Source organism: Pseudomonas sp. I8001 (assembly GCF_013385345.1).
Classification (GTDB): domain Bacteria; phylum Pseudomonadota; class Gammaproteobacteria; order Pseudomonadales; family Pseudomonadaceae; genus Aquipseudomonas.
The window spans coordinates 86,363-107,155 of record NZ_JACAQC010000043.1 but is presented as its reverse complement, the minus strand read 5'-3'; the positions used below and the strand labels follow the sequence as shown (position 1 = coordinate 107,155).

14 protein-coding genes are annotated in these 20,793 nt (G+C 54.0%); 7 read left to right on the top strand and 7 right to left on the bottom strand.

Annotation, left to right across the window (positions count from 1 at the left end):
• Positions 1-71 precede the first annotated feature (71 nt).
• Positions 72-359: a DUF6124 family protein gene (locus HX839_RS25705; RefSeq protein ID WP_134325699.1), complete on the bottom strand. Its 288-nt coding sequence runs from the start codon at positions 357-359 to the stop codon at positions 72-74.
• Positions 360-1,116: 757 nt separating this feature from the next.
• Between HX839_RS25705 and HX839_RS25700 the strand changes: the two genes are divergently transcribed.
• The 6 genes from HX839_RS25700 to HX839_RS25675 all read left to right on the top strand — a co-directional run bounded on the left by HX839_RS25700 (position 1,117) and on the right by HX839_RS25675 (position 12,101).
• Positions 1,117-3,036: a class I SAM-dependent DNA methyltransferase gene (locus HX839_RS25700; protein ID WP_177067892.1), complete on the top strand. Its 1,920-nt coding sequence runs from the start codon at positions 1,117-1,119 to the stop codon at positions 3,034-3,036.
• A complete protein-coding gene (locus tag HX839_RS25695) occupies positions 3,033-4,361 on the top strand; it encodes a restriction endonuclease subunit S (RefSeq protein ID WP_177067891.1) in 1,329 nt (442 codons plus the stop codon). The genes HX839_RS25700 and HX839_RS25695 overlap by 4 nt, the downstream gene beginning before the upstream one ends.
• On the top strand, positions 4,358-4,576 hold the full coding sequence (locus HX839_RS25690; protein ID WP_371315650.1) for a hypothetical protein: 219 nt from the start codon (positions 4,358-4,360) through the stop codon (positions 4,574-4,576). The genes HX839_RS25695 and HX839_RS25690 overlap by 4 nt, the downstream gene beginning before the upstream one ends.
• Positions 4,577-4,686: 110 nt before the next feature.
• Positions 4,687-6,333, top strand: a complete 1,647-nt coding sequence (locus tag HX839_RS25685) for a hypothetical protein (protein WP_177067890.1) — start codon at positions 4,687-4,689, stop codon at positions 6,331-6,333.
• Positions 6,326-8,875, top strand: a complete 2,550-nt coding sequence (locus tag HX839_RS25680; protein WP_177067889.1) for a hypothetical protein — start codon at positions 6,326-6,328, stop codon at positions 8,873-8,875. Before HX839_RS25685 ends, HX839_RS25680 begins: the two co-directional genes overlap by 8 nt.
• A 40-nt stretch (positions 8,876-8,915) precedes the next feature.
• Positions 8,916-12,101 carry a type I restriction endonuclease subunit R gene (locus HX839_RS25675; RefSeq protein WP_177067888.1) on the top strand — a complete coding sequence of 1,062 codons (3,186 nt, stop codon included), beginning with the start codon at positions 8,916-8,918 and terminating at the stop codon, positions 12,099-12,101.
• Between the two features lie 167 nt (positions 12,102-12,268).
• On the opposite strand, the gene HX839_RS25670 is transcribed toward HX839_RS25675, so the two are convergent.
• The 6 genes from HX839_RS25670 to HX839_RS25650 form a co-directional block, all read right to left on the bottom strand.
• Entirely contained in the window at positions 12,269-13,150 is an 882-nt protein-coding gene (locus HX839_RS25670; RefSeq protein ID WP_177067887.1) for a hypothetical protein, read from the bottom strand.
• Positions 13,151-15,877 (bottom strand): N-6 DNA methylase, encoded by a 2,727-nt coding sequence (locus tag HX839_RS25665; protein ID WP_177067886.1) that lies wholly within the window; start codon positions 15,875-15,877, stop codon positions 13,151-13,153.
• A gap of 293 nt (positions 15,878-16,170) precedes the next feature.
• Positions 16,171-16,461, bottom strand: a complete 291-nt coding sequence (locus tag HX839_RS31695; RefSeq protein ID WP_371315649.1) for a hypothetical protein — start codon at positions 16,459-16,461, stop codon at positions 16,171-16,173.
• Positions 16,458-17,438: an integrase domain-containing protein gene (locus tag HX839_RS25660; RefSeq protein WP_177067910.1), complete on the bottom strand. Its 981-nt coding sequence runs from the start codon at positions 17,436-17,438 to the stop codon at positions 16,458-16,460. Before HX839_RS25660 ends, HX839_RS31695 begins: the two co-directional genes overlap by 4 nt.
• A complete protein-coding gene (locus HX839_RS25655; RefSeq protein WP_177067885.1) occupies positions 17,416-17,775 on the bottom strand; it encodes a hypothetical protein in 360 nt (119 codons plus the stop codon). The genes HX839_RS25660 and HX839_RS25655 overlap by 23 nt, the downstream gene beginning before the upstream one ends.
• The gene (locus HX839_RS25650; protein WP_177067909.1) at positions 17,759-19,159 is read right to left on the bottom strand and encodes a YfjI family protein; all 1,401 of its coding nucleotides are present in this window, start codon (positions 19,157-19,159) and stop codon (positions 17,759-17,761) included. The genes HX839_RS25655 and HX839_RS25650 overlap by 17 nt, the downstream gene beginning before the upstream one ends.
• Before the next feature lie 1,278 nt (positions 19,160-20,437).
• Here HX839_RS25650 and HX839_RS25645 point away from each other — a divergent pair.
• The gene (locus HX839_RS25645; RefSeq protein WP_177067884.1) at positions 20,438-20,671 is read left to right on the top strand and encodes a hypothetical protein; all 234 of its coding nucleotides are present in this window, start codon (positions 20,438-20,440) and stop codon (positions 20,669-20,671) included.
• Positions 20,672-20,793: the final 122 nt, after the last annotated feature.

Sequence of the window (20,793 nt, the reverse complement as noted above, 5' to 3'; positions counted from 1 at the left end):
TTTATTGTCGCAGAATAGCTCCGTCACCTTTTTCACTTCTGGCGCGTTGCGGCAGATTCGTTTTTTTAGTGTTAAGGCGATGTCCTGCCCGTTCCTTCCGAATCTACTGATGGCACAAGAATGTCCAGTGCGCGCGTCACCAGCAACTCACCGAGGACGCTCAATTGCTGGGTGGCCAGGAGTTTATGGCGAAAGGCACCATCGAACTCGAAAGCCAGGTCGGTAGTGAGCGCGTTCAGTGAGGCGAGGGTTTCGCAGGCCTGTACGAGCAGGGTTTCGGGGTCGATGTTTTGGGCAATACAGAAGATATCCGCGCCGGATTGGCTCGGGCATGGAGGATTGGGGCTGTGCTTTTTCATGACTGCAACTCCTTGATTGGTGGAGTCGCCAGACATCGCTGCTAAACGAAAAGGGTGGCGACTGTACGCGGGTTAGCAGACCAGGAATCAAGGAACCCAGCGCACTCGAAAGTGCCCCACGCACAGCCGCCATAACGCGGACTAGCGAACGCGGATGCTTCGCTTGAACGGATGGTGGCATTGCATGCCTTGATATTAACCGAGCCGCTAAACCCGGTCGCTGATTTTGCAGCGACGTTTCAAGGCTAGTCGTGTCGATTGATGAGCACCAGTTCATCAAGGGCTCGATGTCTTGCGGGAAAAATCCGAAGGGCTAATCTGCTGTGTGTTTCCAGGAGCACAGAAACAACAAAACCCGCACAAGGCGGGTTGGGCCGGGGTAATCTGAAACGTTTCCCCAGTGAATTGATTTAAAAGGGTATTTTCTGTTTGAAGATGTACTTGGAATACCGTTTGGAATAACGCAAGCATCGGGTTGGCGACGCGGAGAGTACGGTAGGTGCCGAGTTGCCCTCCAGTTACTCTCAATAGGCGCCACCCGGTGAGTCGGGTGAGCTTTTTCGATTTGGAGTACGTCTGTAAGCGTAAGCAAACGTGCGTGAGCGTTTCCTGGCCGAGATGAATGAAATCAGCACCTTAGCCGTTTGCCGATACTGGCTCGAAGCTATCCAACCGGTTAAGGTGTGGCATTGATCATATATATCTCACAGGGATGCGGCGAGAACGCCCTCCCTGCTTCTGTGTAAGGAACGTGCGCGTGAACCAGCAGACCCTGGCCCCCTTCATATGGAATATCGCAGATCTGCTTTTGGGAGCCTTCAAGCCCTCCGAATATGGCCGCATCATCCTGCCGTTCACCGTGTTGCGTCGTCTGGAATGTGTGCTGGAACCCTCCCGCGGCAAGGTACGCAGCCAGTATGAGGCGATGAAGGCCAGTGGCGTGGACATGGACCTGATTTTGCCGACCACGGCCGGCGCAACCTTCTACAATGTCTCGCAGTTTTCCCTGCACAGTGTGGGCTCCACCAGCACCCGCGCCAACCTGGAAGACTACATCGCCAAGTTCTCCGCCAACGCCCGCCAGGTGTTCGAGCACTTCGCCTTTGACCGTTGGTTGGAGAAGCTGGAGAAAGCCAACCTGCTTTACCTGGTCACGCAGAAGTTTGCAGCAGTCGATTTGCACCCAGACAAGATCAGCAATCACGAAATGGGGCTCGTCTTCGAGCACCTCATCCGCAAGTTTGCCGAGTCATCCAACGATGATGCTGGGCAGTACTTTACGCCGCGCGATGTGGTGCGCCTGGCCACCACCGTGGTCTTTGCGCCGGATCATCAGGCACTCAACGGCGATGGTGTGGTGCGCACCGTGTACGACTGCGCCGCCGGCACGGGCGGCTTTCTATCTTCGGCCATCGAGCAGGTTTACGAGTGGAACTCCAATGCCCGCTTGGTGCCCTACGCCCAGGAGCTGAACCCGGAAACCTACGCCATCTCCGTGGCGGACAAGCTGATCCAGGGCTACGACACCCGTAACATCAAGCTCGGCAACACCCTGTCCGACGATCACCTGCCCCATGAGCAGTTCGACTACTGCCTGGCCAACCCGCCGTTCGGCGTGAAGTGGGAGAACGTCCAGAAGCAGGTGCAGGCCGAGCACTGCCAGCAAGGCTTCGCCGGCCGCTTCGGCGCCGGCCTGCCGCGCGTGGGCGATGGTTCGCTGCTGTTCCTCATGCACCTGCTGTCCAAGCGCAAACCGCTTGAACTGGGCGGTAGCCGTATTGGCATCGTGCTGTCCGGCTCACCGCTGTTCAATGGCGGGGCCGGTTCGGGCGAGTCGGAGATCCGCCGCTGGATTCTGGAGAACGACTGGCTGGAGGCGATCATTGCCCTGCCTACTGACCTGTTCTACAACACCGGCATCGGTACCTACATTTGGGTGCTGTCCAACCATAAGGACGCATTGCGTACGGGCAAGGTGCAACTGATCGACGCCAGCGCCATGCACGCGCCAATGCGCAAGAGCCTGGGCAGCAAGCGCAAATACCTGTCGGGTGAACAGATCGCCGAAATCGCCAAGCTGTATGAGGCGGTCGAGGATGGGCCGAACAGCAAGATCTTCGCCACTACCGACTTTGGTTATCGCCGTATCACCGTCGATCGCCCGCTACGCCTGCGTTTCTCGGTCACGCCGGACAAGCTCGCTGCCTACCAGAGCACCAAGGGCGCCGACCAAGCTGACTCATTCGCGAGCGTTGCGGGCGAGCTAGACAACCTGCCGGCCTTCCTCAAGGCCGCCGGTATCAAAAAACTTGGCAAGGGCGCGTTGAAAGCTGCGCTGGCCTGCTTTGGCGAGCGTGACCCCAACGCCCAGCCGATGCTGGACGACAAGGGGAATGTGCTGGCCGACTCGGACCTACGCGAGTTCGAAAATGTGCCGTTGAATCAGTCCATCGACGACTACTTTGCCCGCGAAGTGCTGCCGCATGTACCAGACGCCTGTATCGATACCAGCAAGACGGATGCGAAGGACGGCAAGGTCGGCATCGTCGGCTACGAGATAAACTTCAACCGCTACTTCTATGTCTACCAGCCGCCACGCGAGCTGGCCGAGATTGATGCAGACCTCAAGGCCGTGGAGGCTGAGATTGCTGCTCTGCTGGGCGAGGTGACTGCATGAGTCATTACAAGCCCTATCCGGCCTACAAGGATTCCGGGGTGGAGTGGTTGGGGCGAGTGCCTGACCATTGGGAAGCGCTCACTCTTCGACGAGTGGTTGCAGCTGTAAAAACTGGTGGAACTCCTTCCTCCGAGTCGCCAAGTGCAGATATTCCCGATGGGGTTGCCTGGTACACACCAGGGGATTTCGGAAGCGAAATGGTCCTGGAGGCCGCTGGAAAACGTGTTAGCCGAACAGCTATTTCAACCGGCGACGTCAAGGTTTTTCCAGCAGGGTCAATCCTCGTGGTCAGCATTGGTGCAACCCTTGGTAAAGTTGGTTTTGTTGCTGAAGAGGTATCGGCCAACCAGCAAATCAATGTAGTGATTCCGAACGCCCGTGTAGATGGCTATTTCTTGGCATATTCGCTATCTGTCAAAACCGAAGCGATGTGGTATCTGGCCAATGCCGCCACTATCGGAATCATGAACCAAGAAAAAACAAAGGACATTTGGCTAGCAATCCCTTCAATTGGGGAGCAGAAGTCAATCGCGACTCACCTCGACCGCGAAACCGCCCGCATAGACGCGCTCATTGAAAAGAAAACCCGCTTTATCGAACTGCTGCGCGAAAAGCGCCAAGCGCTGATCACCCAGGCCGCCACAAGGGGCCTCGACCCCAGCGTTAAGATGAAAGACTCCGGTGTGGAGTGGTTGGGGGAAGTGCCGGAGCATTGGGAGGTTCGTTCCGTTTCCTCCGTGAGCACCAAAATCACAAACGGCTATGTTGGGCCAACCAGAGATATCCTGGTTGAGGAGGGAGTGCGCTACCTTCAATCACTCCATATCAAGGGCAATCAGATTAAGTTTGATGTCCCTTACTTTGTGACGAAGGATTGGAGCAATCAGCACCGGAAGTCCATCCTCGAGACCGGAGATGTGCTGATTGTTCAGACAGGTGATATTGGGCAGGCCACTGTTGTAACCGATGAGTTTGCTGGGTGCAATTGCCACGCTCTCATTATTGTTGCGCCTGAGCGAAGCATCATTTGGGGGGAGTGGATGTCGTGGGTTTTCAACTCCAGCTACGGCTATCACACGCTGCTATCCATCCAGACCGGTGCTATGCACCCACATCTGAACTGCGGCAACGTCAAAGATGTGTTGCTCCCGGTGCCGCCACTCACTGAGCAGCTTGAGATCGTGAAGCATATCGAGCATGAGGAGCGGAGAGTTGCTGCATTGGCTGGCAAAACTGAGCGAAGCATCGAACTCCTAAAAGAGCGTCGATCCGCCCTGATCACCGCCGCCGTCACTGGCCAGATCGACCTGCGGGAGGCGGCATGAACCAAGGCCGTAGCCTGCGTCTGTTTCTGTTGGATGGCACGCCCAACGGGCTGCTCACCGCCGATATCATGAACTGGACCGGCCATGTGCAGACCTGCCCGTGCTCCAAGTTGGCTGAACTGGTGATGCGCCCCGAATGCGCGCGTACCAGTGCGTACTTTGTTGTCGGCCCCGACCCGGACGACGACCTGCGTGCGCGGGTGTATAGAGAATAAGATCGAGCAGCCGCAGCGGTTGATCCTGGTACGCCACGAGAACATCAGCGTATACGCCAGGTAATTTAGATTCGGTCTTTGGATTTGTCGCAGTAAGGGATTAGGCGTCGATGAAACTCACCACCAGCTGGTTGAAGCCACCCTATGCAAGTGGTGGTATTGATCACCTCGGCACTCAGGCGCCCTGCGTAATGATCTATGGCCAGTTACTGCCTGGCATTACCAATGTCACTGATCGGGCGCGCTATTACTCGTTTTATCCTTGGTTGGTATGGTCCTATGACCAGCGTTACGCGAAGAATGACTACAATCACTTTGTCGAGCGGTTTCGGCGTGCAGACTGCCTATTCACCCTGATTGCCGAGCAGCACGCACAGGTGACCGACCACAACAACGAGCGACACGGCGTCGCTATGGTCGGTCGCACCAAGCTGGTTCCATCACTCGCCAGTCTGAAAACCGGTGAACCACTGCGGCTATCGCTCTACGCGACGACCGAGGAAACGCCACAGCGCTACTTCATGAATAGGCTAGGTGGTCTTTCGCAGTACTACGCGGGCACTCTGGCCGATCTGCAATTGATGGAGTCGTCCGGCCGTTCCTGGAGTTTCTATAGCAGCCAGTATGGCGCGCCACTGGCGCAGAGTGTCGATGCGTCTGTACCTGGTGAGCGGTTCTGGCAGGTTGTAGAAAACGACTTGGTGACACTCGAAGAGCTCGACGAGCTGAGCGGTTTCTGTGCCTGCAACGTTGCTGGCAGCCGACGCGAGCATCAGCAGCTCACTGATATTTTCTTCGATACAGGCAACCGCTATTCAGAGGAAGGCACTCAGCGACGCCGAAGCCTGGGTCTGATTCAGCAACTGGCGGAATCCCTGCCGAACGGATGGGATCTGACCGAGGATGTGTTCCGAGCCTGTGTCTATAGCGCCACTCTACCCTATGGTACTGCGTGGGAAATTCCCGATGCCTTGCAATCCACTCAGGCGCACTGGGCTGTCTATGTGCGTAATGACCTCATGTCGGTGGCCTTCCAGACGATCCTCGCCATCTGCCTGCAGGAACTGCAACCGCAATCAGCGGCGCAGCGGCGGGTATTTCATAGCGTCGAGATGTTCGCTGACTGGTTTGCCGGCTCGGCAACGGTTGCCGGAGTACTGAGTAATCTGGGGGCGGGCAGTTTTGCAGATCTGGTTGCCAGCAGCAGGGCGAACGCTCCGGCGCTTACTGACTGGACAAACGACGCGCATGAGATTCAGTTGGGTTGGCAGTTAATTGGTGGCTGGCAGCCGGGAGTGGATATTGCGCCGCTGCTTTCAAATAGCCTGAGCCTGCTGGCAATGTTAGTCGCTCGCGATGATCCAGGGGCGCAGCCGTATTCAGGGTTGGCAATTACTTATGAGGCACTCAGGGACTATCCGATCAACCTCATCAGCTTCCGCAGCCGTGGTGTCGACTGGCTGACGATGTCTCTCGAGCATGTGGTTACCGATCTGGTCGTTTGGTGTCTGGATACCCATCTTCGAGTGGCACTGCGCAAGCTCCGACAGTCCAACCGCTCGACCTTCCATTTGCGACCGTCCGAGCGAGGCCTGGAAGTTGTGGGTGACCAGGTCCCGCCGCCATCCCAGACCACTCCTCGTTTCCGACAGGCGGTTCAGATTCTTCGCGACCTTGGAATGCTGGTGCGTGATGACAACCACATGACCAGGTTGACTGCATCTGGTCGGACGCAGATGGAGGTTGCTAGTGTCTGACGACGTATCCCTCCTAGACGTGATCAAACGTGGGGGTTACGAGGCCTCGCTGATCACCACCTTCAACGCGACTCTGCCTTTCTACGAGGAGGTGTTGCTGCGCAAGCTGGTAACAGCCGGATGTCGGCATAACGTGGTGCTGATGGATCGGGGCCAATGTGCAGCCTCATGGGAAAGCCAGGCGACCCGGCCTCGGCTGGCTGGTCATGCCTACACGCTGCTACCGATTGGCGTCAGCGGCGCGTTTCACCCGAAGGTCTGTCTGTTACTGGGGGCAAAGAAGGCGACGATTCTGGTCGGCAGCCACAATCTCACGCTCTCGGGGCTTGGCTTCAACCGCGAAATCACCAACTGGATCGAAGTTGGTGGTTCCAAAGATGGTGAGGGTATCGCCGTTCTCAAGGCTGTTTGGCTGATGCTTCGTGAGTGGATCGAGCTGGAACGCGGCAAGGCTCCTGAGCCTCTATTGGAGTCGGCGCTGGCAATTGGCCGTTTCATCAGCCCTTTAATTGCCACGGCCGGAGACATGGGCTCGCCTGCGGTCTTGGCGCAAGGTCCGAGAGGGCTGGCGTTGATCGATCAAGTTGCTGAGCGGATTACAGCTCCGGTCAGGAGGATTGCTGTGCTGGGGGCGTTCTTCGATCGGGAGCTGGCTCTGCTCAAGGAGTTGAAGGCACGTTGGCCCGCTACAGATATCGTGGTGGGTATCGATCCCGACTCGGTCCATCATCCAGGCAACTTTGATAGCGAAATCGTTCGGTATGTGGATGCGCGAGAGGTTGCTAATCGGGCCGGCTATCTGCATGCCAAGGTGCTCTATTTTGAAACGCATGGCGCTGCGCCCGATGTGTTTGTCAGTGGTAGCGCGAACCCCAGCCGTCCCGCCTGGATGGGAGGTGTGAATGTCAATGTCGAGGCCATAGTGCTTCAGGCAGGCACTGCCGCCCGAAGTGCTGCTGAGGCCACTTCAATGCTCAGCCTGTTCGAGTTGCCCGAGCTGGCGCCAGAGGAGTTCGCTGCGATCCAAGAGCGCAACAAGACCATCGAGATCGAGCAGCAGACGTCGTTGCCACTACTTTCGGGATTTTCGGATGGGGGGAGTGGCCTGATACGAATCAGTTATCGGGGCGAACTGATGTCGGTGACTGCAGCTGTAATGCTTGGCCCGAACCAGGAGAAGCTGGAGACGCTTGCCCCACTGGAAATACGTGACGACGAGGTCGTGTTCAGAACCAATGTTGAGGCGACAAACATTCGCTCCTGTCTATTGGAGCAGAACGGCAGGTCGATCGCCCGGGCGATGATTCTGCACCCCTCGATCCTTGAGGCGAGCTCCCGGTCCTCTAAGCAGTACCAGATTCGTTCGGCACTCAGTGAGCTGGGCTCGAGTGAGGCCGATATATCGAAGGTCATCGCCACCGTTGAGAGGGTGATCTTCGCGGAGCAGTCCGATCACGAGATCCAGATGGCAATCCGCGAGTGTCGGGATAAGAAAGATGCGCTTCCAGTTGAGGACGGACCACCATCGTTGGTGATTAGTGTGAGCGACATGGCTCGGATGAGGCGCAAGCAACGTGTGTTGAAGTCCGGTGACTTGGCCTACCTGATCGATGTGCTCATGCGACGCCTGAGCGACGGTCTCGAGGTGCAGAGTGTTGAGGTCGATCAGGCTGGGCGGAGCGAAGAGGAACAGGTTGGCCAGGAGGACGATGGCGGCGATAAAACGAGCGATCCAGTCGACAAACCCCAGTTCTGGGACGCTGAAATCGCTTTGGCAGTTGCCAGGAAGGCAAGGTCATTGAGTAGAAAAATGGTCGAGCAACTGAAGCTGGCCAGCCAGGACGAGTCAAGGAAAGTCAGTGCGTCGATCCAGTTGATTGCCGTATTGGCTCTGATTCGTGAGCTACGCCATCTCGACAAGCAGAAACGCTGGCGAGCAACCGGGCAGGATCTCGTGGAAGAGCGAGATCGTCGTTATCTCCTCGATGAAAGTATCAGGTATTTGCTCGGTTCGGGGGCGCGGCTCCTCGAAGTGATCGACAAGTCGATCGACGACGATGCCGATGAGACGATGCAGCTAACTACCTTGCTGATTTGGCTGGCTTGGGACCTGGGTGATGAATTGACGGCCAGGATCAGCCTAATGTGGGGTACGGATGAAAAACTCCGGAGGTTGCAGGCGAATGCGTTGTTCCTGAGGTTAATGCCGTCAATCGCTGCCGACCAGGATGCGAGTTCAGAGCTGCGCGAGAGCATTCAGCGAACACTCAAGCCAACTCCGAGCGCCTCCATTCAGGCAGAGCAATGGCTAATCCTGCATCTGGCTTATGGTTCATCGTGGTCGCAGGGGCAGAAGGAGACCGACGAGTTGGAGCTCGGCGGATACTGCAGGATTTTTGGTTTGGACGATAAGCCGAGAGTCATCGTGGAGATTGATCAGAATAACGTCGGCTTCTGGGATTTCGATGACGTACGGAAGTTTAAGCGTGACCGGGTAGTTGCACTGATGCCGACACAGCCAGCAAGTTACGCCCCGAATTGAGCCGCATCGGGACAAACTGTAGAGAAGCGAGACTGAATATATGAGCCACATCCACCACGAATGCGAACTGGAACGCCATATTGTCGAGCAGCTTGAAGCTGCCGGCTGGCTGGTGGGTAAGTCTGCTTATGACCAAGGGCGGGCGCTAGTACCCGAGGATGTGCTGGGTTGGCTGGAGGAAAGTCAGCCCCAGGCTATGGCTAAGATCCTCGCCATGAATGGTGTTGGCACGCGTGATGTGGTGCTGGATCGGCTGGTCAAGCAGTTGGAGAACAAGGTCGATGGCGGCACGGTGAATGTGTTGCGTTACGGCTTTGCCGTGGCCGGTGGCGGCACCCTGGCTATGAGCCAGGCTCTGCCCGAGGACGCGCGCAACGACACGGTGATCGCACGTTATGCGGCCAATCGGCTGCGCGTCGTGCCACAGCTGCGTTACTCGTTGGACAAGGCCGACGAGATCGATCTGACCTTCTTTATCAACGGCATTCCGGTGGCCACGGTGGAGTTGAAGACCGATTTCACCCAGTCAGTCCAGGCTGCCATGCAGCAGTATTGCATGGACCGCCGACCTGAGCGCAAGAGCGGTAGCCTTGAGCCGCTGCTTACCTTCAAGCGTGGGGCGGTGGTGCATTTCGCCATGAGCGATAGCGACATACGCATGACCACCAAGCTGGCCGGGGACTCGACCTTCTTCCTGCCGTTCAACCGGGGCAACGATGGTGCCGCCGGTAACCCACCGGGTGAAAACGGTAGCTACCCGGTGAGCTACTTTTGGGAGCGGGTGCTGCAGAAGGACAACTGGCTGCACATCTTCCACCGCTTCGTGCTGCAGGAGCGTAAGGAAGCCCAGGACGTCAACGGCAAAACCTACTTCAAGGAAGGCCTGATCTTCCCGCGCTTCCATCAGTGGGAAGGTGTGACGAGGATGATCGACACGGTGCGGGTAGAAGGGGCAGGGCAACCGTATCTGATCCAGCACAGCGCCGGCTCGGGCAAGACCAATACCATCGCCTGGACCGCGCATTTGCTGATTCGTGTGCGCCGTCCGGACGGTGAGCCGTATTTCCACAGCGTGATAGTGGTGACCGACCGCCAGGTGCTGGACCAGCAGTTGCAGGATGCCATCCAGCAGATCGAGCATCAGGCCGGCGTGGTGTGCGCTATCGACCGCCAACAGTCGAGCCTGCCCAAGAGCCAGCAGTTGGCCAAGGCCATGCTCGATGGTGTGCCGATTATCGTCTGTACCCTACAGACGTTCCCCTATGCGCAGAAGGCCATCCTCGGCGAGCAGAGCCTGCGGAATCGCCGTTTCGCCATCATCATCGACGAGGCGCACAGCTCCACCGGGGGCAGCACGGCGGATGACCTGCACTATGTACTGACCGGGCAGAGCGAGGCGGAGTGGGAGAAGCTCTCCAAGACGGAGCGGTTGTCCGTGTGGCAGAGCTCGCGCTCGCGTCCAGGCAATGCCAGCTACTTCGCCTTCACCGCCACGCCCAAACATTCGACGCTGAGCCTGTTCGGTCGTCCGCGCAATCCGGCGCAGCCGGTGAGCACCGATAACCCGCCGGCGCCGTTCCATCTTTACACCATGCAGCAGGCCATCGACGAAGGCTTCATCCTCGATGTGCTGAAGAACTACACCAGCTACGAGGTGGCGTTCAAAATTGGCAGCGAGATGATCGATGACAAGCGCGTGGACGAGAAGAGCGCCGGGCGCAAGCTGGCCAAGTGGCTTTCGCTCAACCCTGTAAATGTGGGGCAGAAGGTCGAGCTGATCACCGAGCATTTCCGCAAGAACGTGGCGCACCTGCTCGGTGGCCAGGCCAAGGCGATGGTGGTAACTAGTTCACGTGCAGCAGCAGTGAAGTACCACCTGGCGTTGGAGGATTACTGCAAGCGCAAGGGCTACAAAAACGTGCAGGCCATGGTGGCATTCTCCGGAGAGGTGGCCAACGCCGATGTGGAGGAATCCAACCTGCCGGTCGATCACCAATTCAGCGAGATCAACCTAAATCCAGGCCTCAATGGCCGTGATATGCGTAAGGTGTTCGATACCCCGGACTACCGCGTGATGATCGTGGCCAACAAGTACCAGACCGGCTTCGATCAGCCGAAGTTGGTAGCTATGTATTTGGACAAAAAAATCTCCGGAGTTGAGGCCGTACAGACGCTCTCACGCCTGAATCGTACCTTCCCTGGCAAGGATAAAACTTTTGTGATCGACTTCGCCAACAAGGCAGAGGAGATCCTGGCGTCGTTCAAGACCTTCTACCGTGATGCTCAGGTGGCGGATATTCAAGATCCGAACATCGTTTACGACGTCAAGCAGCGCCTGGATGGCATGTTCATCTACGAGTTGGCCGAAGTGGAGGCCTTCGGCGATGCCATCGTGGATCCGAAGGTGACGCACCAGAAGCTGTTCTCCCTGACGCAATCGGCAACCGATCGCTTTAACGGCAAGCTTAAGACACTTAACGATGCCATTGATCTGTGGGAGAAGGCCTGGGAAAAGGCCCATGATGAAGGCAACGAAAAGGACATGGAGTACGCTGACGTACAGCGCTCAGAGTACTGCAAGGTTCGCGACGAGCTGATGATCTTCAGTGAAAGCCTGACCAAGTTCGTGCGTAACTACGAGTACATCGCTCAGCTCATCGACTTTGGCGATCCAAGTCTCGAGGCATTTGCCAGCTTTGCGCGCCTGCTGCGTAAGCGCCTTAAAGGTATTACAGCCGAGCAGGTGGATCTGGGCGACCTCAAGCTCAGCCATTACAAAATCAAGAAGGGGAATAACCTGGGCGGTGTAACCGTCGTGTCGGAAACGCCCAGCCTTTACGGTATAACCGACAACGGACTACGTGATGCCCGCGATCGTGAGAAAAAGTACCTCACCGAACTGATTGAGAAACTCAACAATGCTTTCGGCAAGGACATCACTGACACTGATCAGGTGGCCTTCGCAGTGCATGTGTCTGAGAAGCTGCGCGCAGATAACGTAGTGATGGCTCAAGTGCACAACAACACCATGGAGCAGGCTATGAAGGCTGACCTTCCATCCAAAGCCGTCGCCGCAATCGCCGCAGCGATGAGTAGCCATACCAGCATGGCAACGAAGCTACTTAGTGATGAGTCTACGCGAGATGTGTTCCTGACGGTGGTGTACGAGCTGCTGAAGAAGGGTGCGGGGAAAGATCTTTTTGACTTAGCGAGGCCGAATATTTAGCACTCGTGTAGCTGATAAAATTTAAGCGTGCAAGCAGCCACTGAGGGCTGCTTGCCAAGTATTGTAGGAAATCCTGTTAAACCTAACCGTTACCTGAATAGTATGGGGAATACATTTTGGCTTGGGGCGTCTTATTGGTAGTGTTAATGAAGACGGTAATTTGAGGTCTATATGTTTTTAGGTAGATAAAGCTTTGACCAGAATATGAGCTCAATTAAACTTAGGATTGAAGATCTTAGGGTGTAATTACTAATATAATATTTTTCAGCGGGGTCCGCATGGATGTATTTTCCACACACCCAGTAAAGAGAGTTTGCTAGGTTAAATATAGCTGAATTATGGTATTCCGTCTTTGTTGGAGTGAAATTGGCGGATGGGTATCCGTTAAGGTGCTTCATTAATTTGTTGAAATCTAACATTCCGTTAGGTCTTATCAAGCTGTCTGGGACGACGGGCTTATTGTATAGATTGATCGTTTTATAGATGGTCTCCTGAAGCGATCTGATGTCTCGAAATATGCCGCCAAAGCGAGGGAAGCTAGTCTCATTTTCATTTTTTAGAATCTCTACAAGAGTTGACTCAGCACTTTGGTTGTAGCCATAGTTTCTAAGGACGGAGAATGCTTCGTTGTGTGCTATGGTTATTTTTATAAGTTCAGAGTTCTCGCAGTAAAATTTTAATTTTGCGATGGCTTCGTTTAGGCCGTCTGGAGTCTTTTGGTAGATGTTTTTTTCTTCTGCAAAGCGCTTGAAATTATTGAAGGCATCATCGTCGCCAGTGAGCACGATTCGAGGGAAGTTTGGGAAATTGGTGTCGAGGTATTTAAGTGCGGTCCCAATGAAGTTCTCATTCTCAATTGCCTGATCATCAGAAATCAAGCATTTTATATCGAGAACTACTGCGGATATGGAAGCGTGATGCTTTGGCATCACATCTTGTAAGCCTTCAAGACTTTTTCTATGTATTAGTCGAAGGTCATTATTCTGAGCCTCGATTTGAAATGTATCTTTAAAGTTTTCGTCGTCATCGATGAGGAGAATATTATTCATTTATCGCTCTTCCTTGTTGGGTATTTCGATTTTCATTGAAAAGCCTTTGACTTTGTTTTCGTCTATTTCAATGTCTCCATCATGCGCTCGAATTATTCTATAGATGTAGTTTCCGCCAATCCCAGAGCCGTTGCTTGATTTGCTCTTGGTGAAAAACTGAATGTAGTCTGATTTTGTCAGTGTGAATGGCTTTCCGTTGTTGCTGTATTCTATGATCGCAATTTTTCTTTCTTTATCTTCCTTTACGGTAAAGGTTATTCTGTCTTTGCTGGATGGCGCTGAAAATGCGTGGTGCTCAGCGTTTGCTATAAGTTGATCTATTACTTGTAATATTGAAGCTTGATGTATGTTTGCTTCAATGTCGTAGCCCTTGATCTCTATTTTGTACTTGTGAGGGCGTTCAATTGTCTTATCTCTAAGGTGCTCGCTCAAAAAGTTCAATAGCCTGGTTTTTATGAATTCTGAAGGCTTTAAGTTCAGGGTCATAATTTCTTTAACAAGTGACAGTGTGTCGTTTAGCTCTTTAGAGTTGATGGCTATTTTTTGAGACACGGATCCAATGTCAAGGTTTTCAGGTTGCTCAAGTAGTCCCATAAGGTCATCATCTACTCCTAGCTCCTCTTTGTCGTATTGAGCAAGCGAAGAGATGTTATGCTTTTCAATGATTCGAATAAGCTTGTTGGATAGGGAGTTGATTTTGACTAGCTTTGGGCGTAGTTCGTGAACCAGTGTGCTTATTAGTTCATTCTCCTTCTGGATATTTTCCTCTTCAAAGCCTATTGCTCGTAATCTTTGGGTAACTCTTTCTTTTTCCGCAGATATCAGATTAGACTTTTGTGTTGCGATAAATTCTCTTTGGGAGTCCAACGGCATCATTGGAATGATTATTTCTGAAAGTAGCCGTTTGCTAATGAAAGGCATCACAGTACCAATGCGCCTCTGCTCCACTTGTTTTTGTATTAATGGTGAGTAAAGTTGATAATATAGGTACTCAATGTCAAGAGATGATTTTGGAAAAGGGCGTAGGGTAAGTACCCCGTTGTGCGTTATGATTTCGGGAAGCATCTTGGAAGGCTTAAATATTGTAGGCTTTAAATTGTCGCCAATGCGGGCAATAAGCAGCGACTCTTCCCTGATTAACGATTTTTCTGATTGCTTGGTTTTAACTATGCGTGAGTTGGACTTTCCTGAGGAAAGACGCATGTCCAAAATATCTTTTTCTAGACTCTCAATTTTAATAAATGGGGTGTCTTCGGCGACGGCTTGAGTATCTCGTGTTATGGTGCCAGAGATTATTTCAACGAGCTCGCCAAGTTTTCGAGCCTTGCCACCCTTTAATAACTTTCCAGCTTCTTTAAATTCGTCGGTGTAATAAGATGCACTTAAGCTTTTTTGAGAGGCTACTTCTTCTGCGCTGACTATCTGTGAGTTCAGGGAGTCAGTATTTTTTTCTTGATACTGTCCGAGGATACTAGATATGTCGAGAATTGGAAGTTGCGACGCTGGTGCTAAATTCTCAGCAGTTATAAATTTTATTCTGTTGATTAAAAAGGATGGTTTTGATTTGTTTAGAATGATTATTGACGATTTGCCGTTTGTATATGGTTTTAAGCTGCCTGCCGGTAAGCTTATGATGCATTCTATGATGTCGTTATGTAAAAGATGGTCTCTGTAGTTCTGCTCTTTTCCTTGGGATAGTAAGAAGCTGTCTGAAACTGTTAATACTGCTTTGCCGTGCTCGGCAAGTTTTGAAATTACAAATTCAAGTAGAGGAATAAAACCTTTTTCCTTCCAAGGAGATACATGGCTGGTAAAGCCTGTTAGAGGAAGGTCGCCAATAATGAAGTCGTAGTATAAGCCGTCGTGTATCTGATTTAAGCAGTTTTCTGAAATGATCTCGTAGTTCGGAATTTCGTGCATCTCGAGATTCATTAGTGCAATCTGAGCAATGCTATTCTGAATTTCACTACCTTTTATATATGGTTGTGCATCAGCTATTCTGGATACATGGCTAAGTAAGCTTCCTATTCCGCACACGGGATCATAAACGACCCCGGATTTAGGATTTAATAGTTTAGCCATTAGCTCAGAAACTTGCGGCGCTGTACCAGTGACGTATTTTTTTTGCGCCGAGGGTGTTCGTGTTTCGAGTATGTATTCGAAGGCAGTGCTAAATTCACTTTTACTGAAAAGTAATGTATCTACTTGCTGTATCATGTTTATGATGTCTTCTAATTTCTCAGGCGGGCATTTGCTGAGAAGGCTAGAAAAATCATTGAAGAGGCCTAAGTCGTCTTTCTGGTAGTTTCTGGCAGACTCAATGGAGTCGAGCCATGCTGCGAGTATGCTCTTTGAACTTAAGTTTTTGTTGTGGTTGATTAGGCTTTTTGATTCGTTAGTTGCGCCGTGCCCCTCGTGTGTATCAATAAGCCTTTTGTAATAAAATAGAGCGATCACAAGAAAATGTAGCTCATGGCTTTTGTAGTTGGCTTGAAGTGTGCTTAATAAATACCAGTGCGCCCTTATTAGTTCTTTCCATTTATAGTTGGAAATTGATATTATTTTTCCATTGATTTCTTGGAGTACCTCTTGGTTTTTTTTGACTGTATCGATTACATCGATGATCGAGTGTTTTCTGCTGCGTCGAAAATTTAATTCTTCTGCGATTTCTGATGCAGTAAGAGGGCGCTTCTCTACAATGCCTACTATTTCTTCAGTTAATTGCACTGGAGTCTCCGGCGAGGTAGTGGGTAAATGATTTTGTGCTGAGCTCAATGCAGGCTTCTTCTGGTTTGATGTTTAGGTTTGTGTTGAGTGATCTAGATCTTTTGCGATTTGTTGGCTCAGGATCTTTGGTGTCAACTATACAAAAAAATTTATGGACTCTGCAAAGCGATTGCCTGTACCAGCGAAACTCTCGAGTCGTCTGTCTATAGAAAGCGGGATTGGTTATTTTAGGCAATGAGTTTTTTGCCCAGGGAGGGAGAAAGACGGGCCTCTGCGCCGGGAGCTGGAGCACTTCAGGATACAAATGTAAGAGAGCCCAGTCTGAGGTCATTCTTTAATCGTCTCCAGATCAAGATGGCAGTGAGTTGGTAATAATAGCGCGTGGCGCTGGAATGGTCTTTCAGGTGGTGAGCGAAAAACCAGCGAAAGTGCTTTACTTGCCATGTCCAAGGATTGTCCCTCTGCCATCGCTGCTGAATGGCAGCTTGCATGATTCGGGCTTGTCGTAGGTGGCGGTGCTGCGTGGCCTTTGAGCCACTTAGCAGGCCCATAAGGAACAGCTCCATATCGAAGGGCTTGGTCACGCTCGCCCTCCAAGGTAGGCCGACATAACATCGATCCGGTTATGCCCGAGCTCAAGGCTGATCTGTTGGCGTGCCTGTTGATCAAGGTCGCGGTCAATGCGATAGCAGTGGCCACCGTTGACGGGGGCCGATTGATTAGTGAGTTCTTTGTAGCGATCGCGGGCGTAAGCTGCCCGCAACTCATGAAAGCCCTTCAGCCCTTGTTGATGCAGCGCTTCGCGGGCGGGGAGCACGGTCTGTTGCAGGAACATGGCGTAGCTTTCGTCTCGGGCCAGCAGGTTGCGGCTGCCCGTCGGCGACGCATTATTGGCAAAAAGGATTGCTTCTTTCACCTCATTGCCGGCTTTAATCCACCGTGGTGCCGACGCTCCGGATCTGCCGCCTTTGGTACCGTTCTGGATATTGATGCAACCAAACTGCACGGTTTCGCGTTGCAAGCGTGGCAGGTCAGCCAGGATTGCTTCGCGCAGGCGCATACCGGTTGCTCGGGCCAATAGAACAATCGCGGCCACCCGCTCGTGTTGCTGTTTGCAAAGCACCTCAATCACTCGCTGCACCTGTTGGTAGTCTTGGCCATCCGGTGCGCGGGTGCGTACGCTTGAGCGCTTCTGTCCCAACGCCTGACTCGGGCTGGCGATCCTCACGTCCTGATCACCGCGCAGCGCGGCGAGGGTGCGGTTAACGCTGCTCAGGCGGTTCTGTGCGGTCGCGATGCCGAGTTCACCTTGCTGGATCTGCTGGCGCAGATAGGCGGCGTAGTCCTGCAGCGTCTGTCGGTCGATCTGGCGCGCATCGTTGTAACCAGGACCGTTCTCTGACCGACACCAACGCACGAACGCTTGCCAGCGATCACTATGCGCTTTGACCGTGGCGAAGTGGCCGCCAGCAAATAGATCCTTTAGCGCTTGTGGGCCGGCGTAGCTCAGTTGGCGACCGTAGCCAAAGTTGCGACCATCACGCCGACCGACCAAGGCCATCGTCATCACCGTTTTCGTTTGTTTGCAGAAAGAGCAGCAAGGCTTTCCAGTGGGGGCTGAGCCTGTCCATCTGCTGCCAATGTGTCGGGCGGATCAGGAGGGCGTTCTCCTGGTGTTGTAGCAGCGCCCCTTCCTCACGCAGTTGCTCGATCAGCCGGGCTAGGTTGGCAGGATCTAGGGGGTGTGTGGCGACAGCGGCGACAGTGGCGACAACCCGCGTCGTTTCTGGCCTGGCGCGTGGCGACAGGGTGGCGACAGCGGCGGCGACACGCCGCGATTCTGGCTGTGGTTGATGTTTCGCCTGGTAGCGGCGCACCGCGTCATTGAGGCGAAACATGGCGGACCTCGAAAGTTTTTCCGTCGCGACTGCTCAGCCAGCGATGAGTGATCAGCACGACCAATAAAGAGGCGGTATGGTCAGCGCTCTTGCGGGCAAAACGAGGGCCGTTGCGATTGACCTCGCGGACGGTGAAGTGGGTCCAGCCTTTCTGCACCAGCCAGCGCAGCAATCGATCCGCCTCTTCGCATCTGCTATTGACCGGCGCCTGTTCGGTCAGGCGCTGGATCTCGGCCAGGTAGTAATCCATCAATGTGGAGGCGCGCTGGATGTGTGCTTCGTCCAACGTACTGGCCTCTTCAATCATGGCCAGCACGCCCGCGATACGCAGTACATTCGCCGCAGCCTTGCCCGCGACAGGTTGGACGCCGGCCAGCTCGCCGAACTCGCCAGACTGACATTCGATGGTGTCGTGAATATCAATCCAGGCACGACGGGCACGGGAGGTCAGCTCCAATGTGGCGGGATTGAGTGAACGATCCTTGTGAAGCGACCAGGGCTGTTGCAGCAGGGCGGTGATCCGTTGTTGGTAGCGCTGGACTTTGGCATCTCGGGTCAGGTCGATCGCCTTGTAGAGTCGCTGGCCGGCCAGGCGCTCGGGCCAACTGATCAGGCAACGGCCGAGGATGCCTTGGCCATTGATCACCGGGTCTTTGAACAGCTGGTTGGCCAGATAAGGCTGTAGCATCAGGTGTAGGCTGAGGCGGCGATCATAGGCACGCAGGCTTTCTCCGGCCATGGAGCGCGCCCGGTCGATCGGGCTGCCATCCCACAGTATCGACAAAGTGGTGATCGCCTTGAGTAGGTTCTCTTTGCTCATGGTGCTGCTGCCCAAGAACTGGCCACCTTCATCATTGAATAAGCCCATGCTGGGCAAGCCCTGGCATAGACTTTTGACCAGAGCCTCAATGGTGGGCTCGGCAATGATCAGTCTCGGTGGTGCCGGCTCGGACAGCTCACCGCCTTTTGCCTCAGCACGCTTTGTTGAGGTTTTGGGTTTGGCCATGATGGTGGTAGCGGCGCGATAGGTTTTGAGCTTTTCCGCATACAGGGCCCACTGCTGCCGTTCCCAGTCGCGCGCAGCCTTCAGTGCCAGATGGTCCACCGCGCTTTTGCGATCACCCGAGGACGCCACCGTCAGTAGGTAGAGGGACAGCGGATAGGTTCGGCCGTCGAGTTGTACATTGGCATGACCCTGGCTCACTAGGGCAGCAGTAGCCAGCACCGATTGTGCAGCCATGGCGCAGGGTACGCCGATCACCTCGGCCAGTCGTTCGACCGCAGGGCCCAACAGATTCCCGAGTGCTTCGACCGGGTACGGCAGTGGCGTCTGCTGGCAATCCAGCAGGGGTTGTGGTGGTTCGAACGCTTCGCACAGTTGCATCGCCATTCTCCTGAGATGATCGGCTTCGTCCTCACTCATCCCGCCACGGTTGTTGAGTGTTATCAGGGATCAAAGCCCCTGCGACCTGTGAGGTTTGTCCACTAGCGCGTGACTGACGGCTCCTTACGGCCGGGAGCTTGGGCATCTCATGATCTGGCCTCCTGAACACCGATACCGGTGGGCGGGTGGAGGCTGCACTGGCTGACGAGACCAGTGCCGCGAGATCCTGAGTCGGGTAAAAGCAGCGATGTGATGACCGGGGGCATGCCTGACTGTCAGTCAGGTGCAGTCCATTCCTTGGTCTGCGGCACCATCATCTGCAGCGCTGTTGCTGGTTACAGCGGCGTTTGTCACGCCGATTGTCACGAGGAGGAGAGCTGCAAAGGCCCGTGCGAGCGGGGCTGCAGCACTGTGAGATGCGCCCGTCTCTTTTCTGGAGAAAGAGACGGGCGAAGGGTTGGCGCAAAAAGTTGGCCGGGCAGGCTCGTTGCTGCAGGGCTTGAGGGTTAGCGGGTTGCCGCACTAGGCGGATCGTTAAGTAGGCGTCCATCACTCTGGTGAATGACTGTGCGAGCCTCCGGGCGCGAATCGCACTTAGGGATGAACCACCGTGATAGCGGCATGACCTTGAAGGTTCTGGCCATCTTAGGTGCTGCCGATGGCAGCGCTTTGAAGCTTTGTTTTATCGGTCGCAGGGGTATGGGTCAATCGGGGGAGAGCGTCTGGAAATTTGCCAGGCACATGGTCTGGCCTGCTTTGGAGATCAGTGGCAGTCATTAGCAAAGTGGCCGTTTGTCGCTTTTATAGTGTTAGCCCCTGAGCATGGGGATGCGAAGCCTCCCCATGCTCAGGGACTTAGCCGGAGAGGCTAAGAGCAGGGAGGCGTTGGCGACTGTCGCCATCTGCTCCGACGGCAATGATGTAGACGCCACGCGGTCTGTCGCCGTTGTCGCCGTTGTCGCCGTTGTCGCCACCCTAGCGGATCGGGATGCATTGGGTTGTGAATCTCGGGAGTTGTCATCAAGGGCGAGATGGCTGGGAAATGGCAATTCATGATTTGGTTCAATATTCGTCGGGACAGTCTTCTGCTCAAATAGTTCCATTTCAACGGTCGTCGACCTTTACGCACGAAAATCTGGTGGTTATTGTGATCGCAGTCACACACTAGCGGCCTATATGAACTCGTGACCGAATGCGCGTTCCCAGCCGTTTTTCAGCTTCCCGCTGCCCCTGAACGCTCGTATGGGCTGGCTCGGCCGCGCCCCCTAGGAATTCAGCATGGACAAGAAGTCGCTCTCGGTACGAGACATCTTCAGCAAATTTACCTCACCGGCTATCGCCAATAGGAGATGGGGCCTGCGCAAGCCGGTGCGAGAGAAAGTCGGCTTGATCAAGGGCGGTATCGTCGTGCGCGGTAAGTCGCATCTGAATTTGTTGTGGGAGGCGACGTTGAGCAATTCAACATCTCCCTTGCTAAATAACACCTTGTTGTCGCCAAGGTTGATCAACTAACGCCACTCTGCAACTAACCCTGCGCCCGCCTCAACCAAACATCGTCAGAAGCGTGAGCCTCTGACCAATGTGTTGGTGGAAAAGGCTGCTTACTTACTGCTTACGCTGATCCTCTGGACCGA

Coding starts and splice junctions, on each gene's coding strand:
- HX839_RS25705 (WP_134325699.1), bottom strand. CDS start 359: ATGAAAAAGCACAGCCCCAATCCTCCATGCCCGAGCCAATCCGGCGCG.
- HX839_RS25695 (WP_177067891.1), top strand. CDS start 3,033: ATGAGTCATTACAAGCCCTATCCGGCCTACAAGGATTCCGGGGTGGAG.
- HX839_RS25690 (WP_371315650.1), top strand. CDS start 4,358: ATGAACCAAGGCCGTAGCCTGCGTCTGTTTCTGTTGGATGGCACGCCC.
- HX839_RS25685 (WP_177067890.1), top strand. CDS start 4,687: ATGAAACTCACCACCAGCTGGTTGAAGCCACCCTATGCAAGTGGTGGT.
- HX839_RS25675 (WP_177067888.1), top strand. CDS start 8,916: ATGAGCCACATCCACCACGAATGCGAACTGGAACGCCATATTGTCGAG.
- HX839_RS25670 (WP_177067887.1), bottom strand. CDS start 13,150: ATGAATAATATTCTCCTCATCGATGACGACGAAAACTTTAAAGATACA.
- HX839_RS25660 (WP_177067910.1), bottom strand. CDS start 17,438: ATGGCCTTGGTCGGTCGGCGTGATGGTCGCAACTTTGGCTACGGTCGC.
- HX839_RS25655 (WP_177067885.1), bottom strand. CDS start 17,775: ATGTTTCGCCTCAATGACGCGGTGCGCCGCTACCAGGCGAAACATCAA.
- HX839_RS25650 (WP_177067909.1), bottom strand. CDS start 19,159: ATGCAACTGTGCGAAGCGTTCGAACCACCACAACCCCTGCTGGATTGC.
- HX839_RS25645 (WP_177067884.1), top strand. CDS start 20,438: ATGGACAAGAAGTCGCTCTCGGTACGAGACATCTTCAGCAAATTTACC.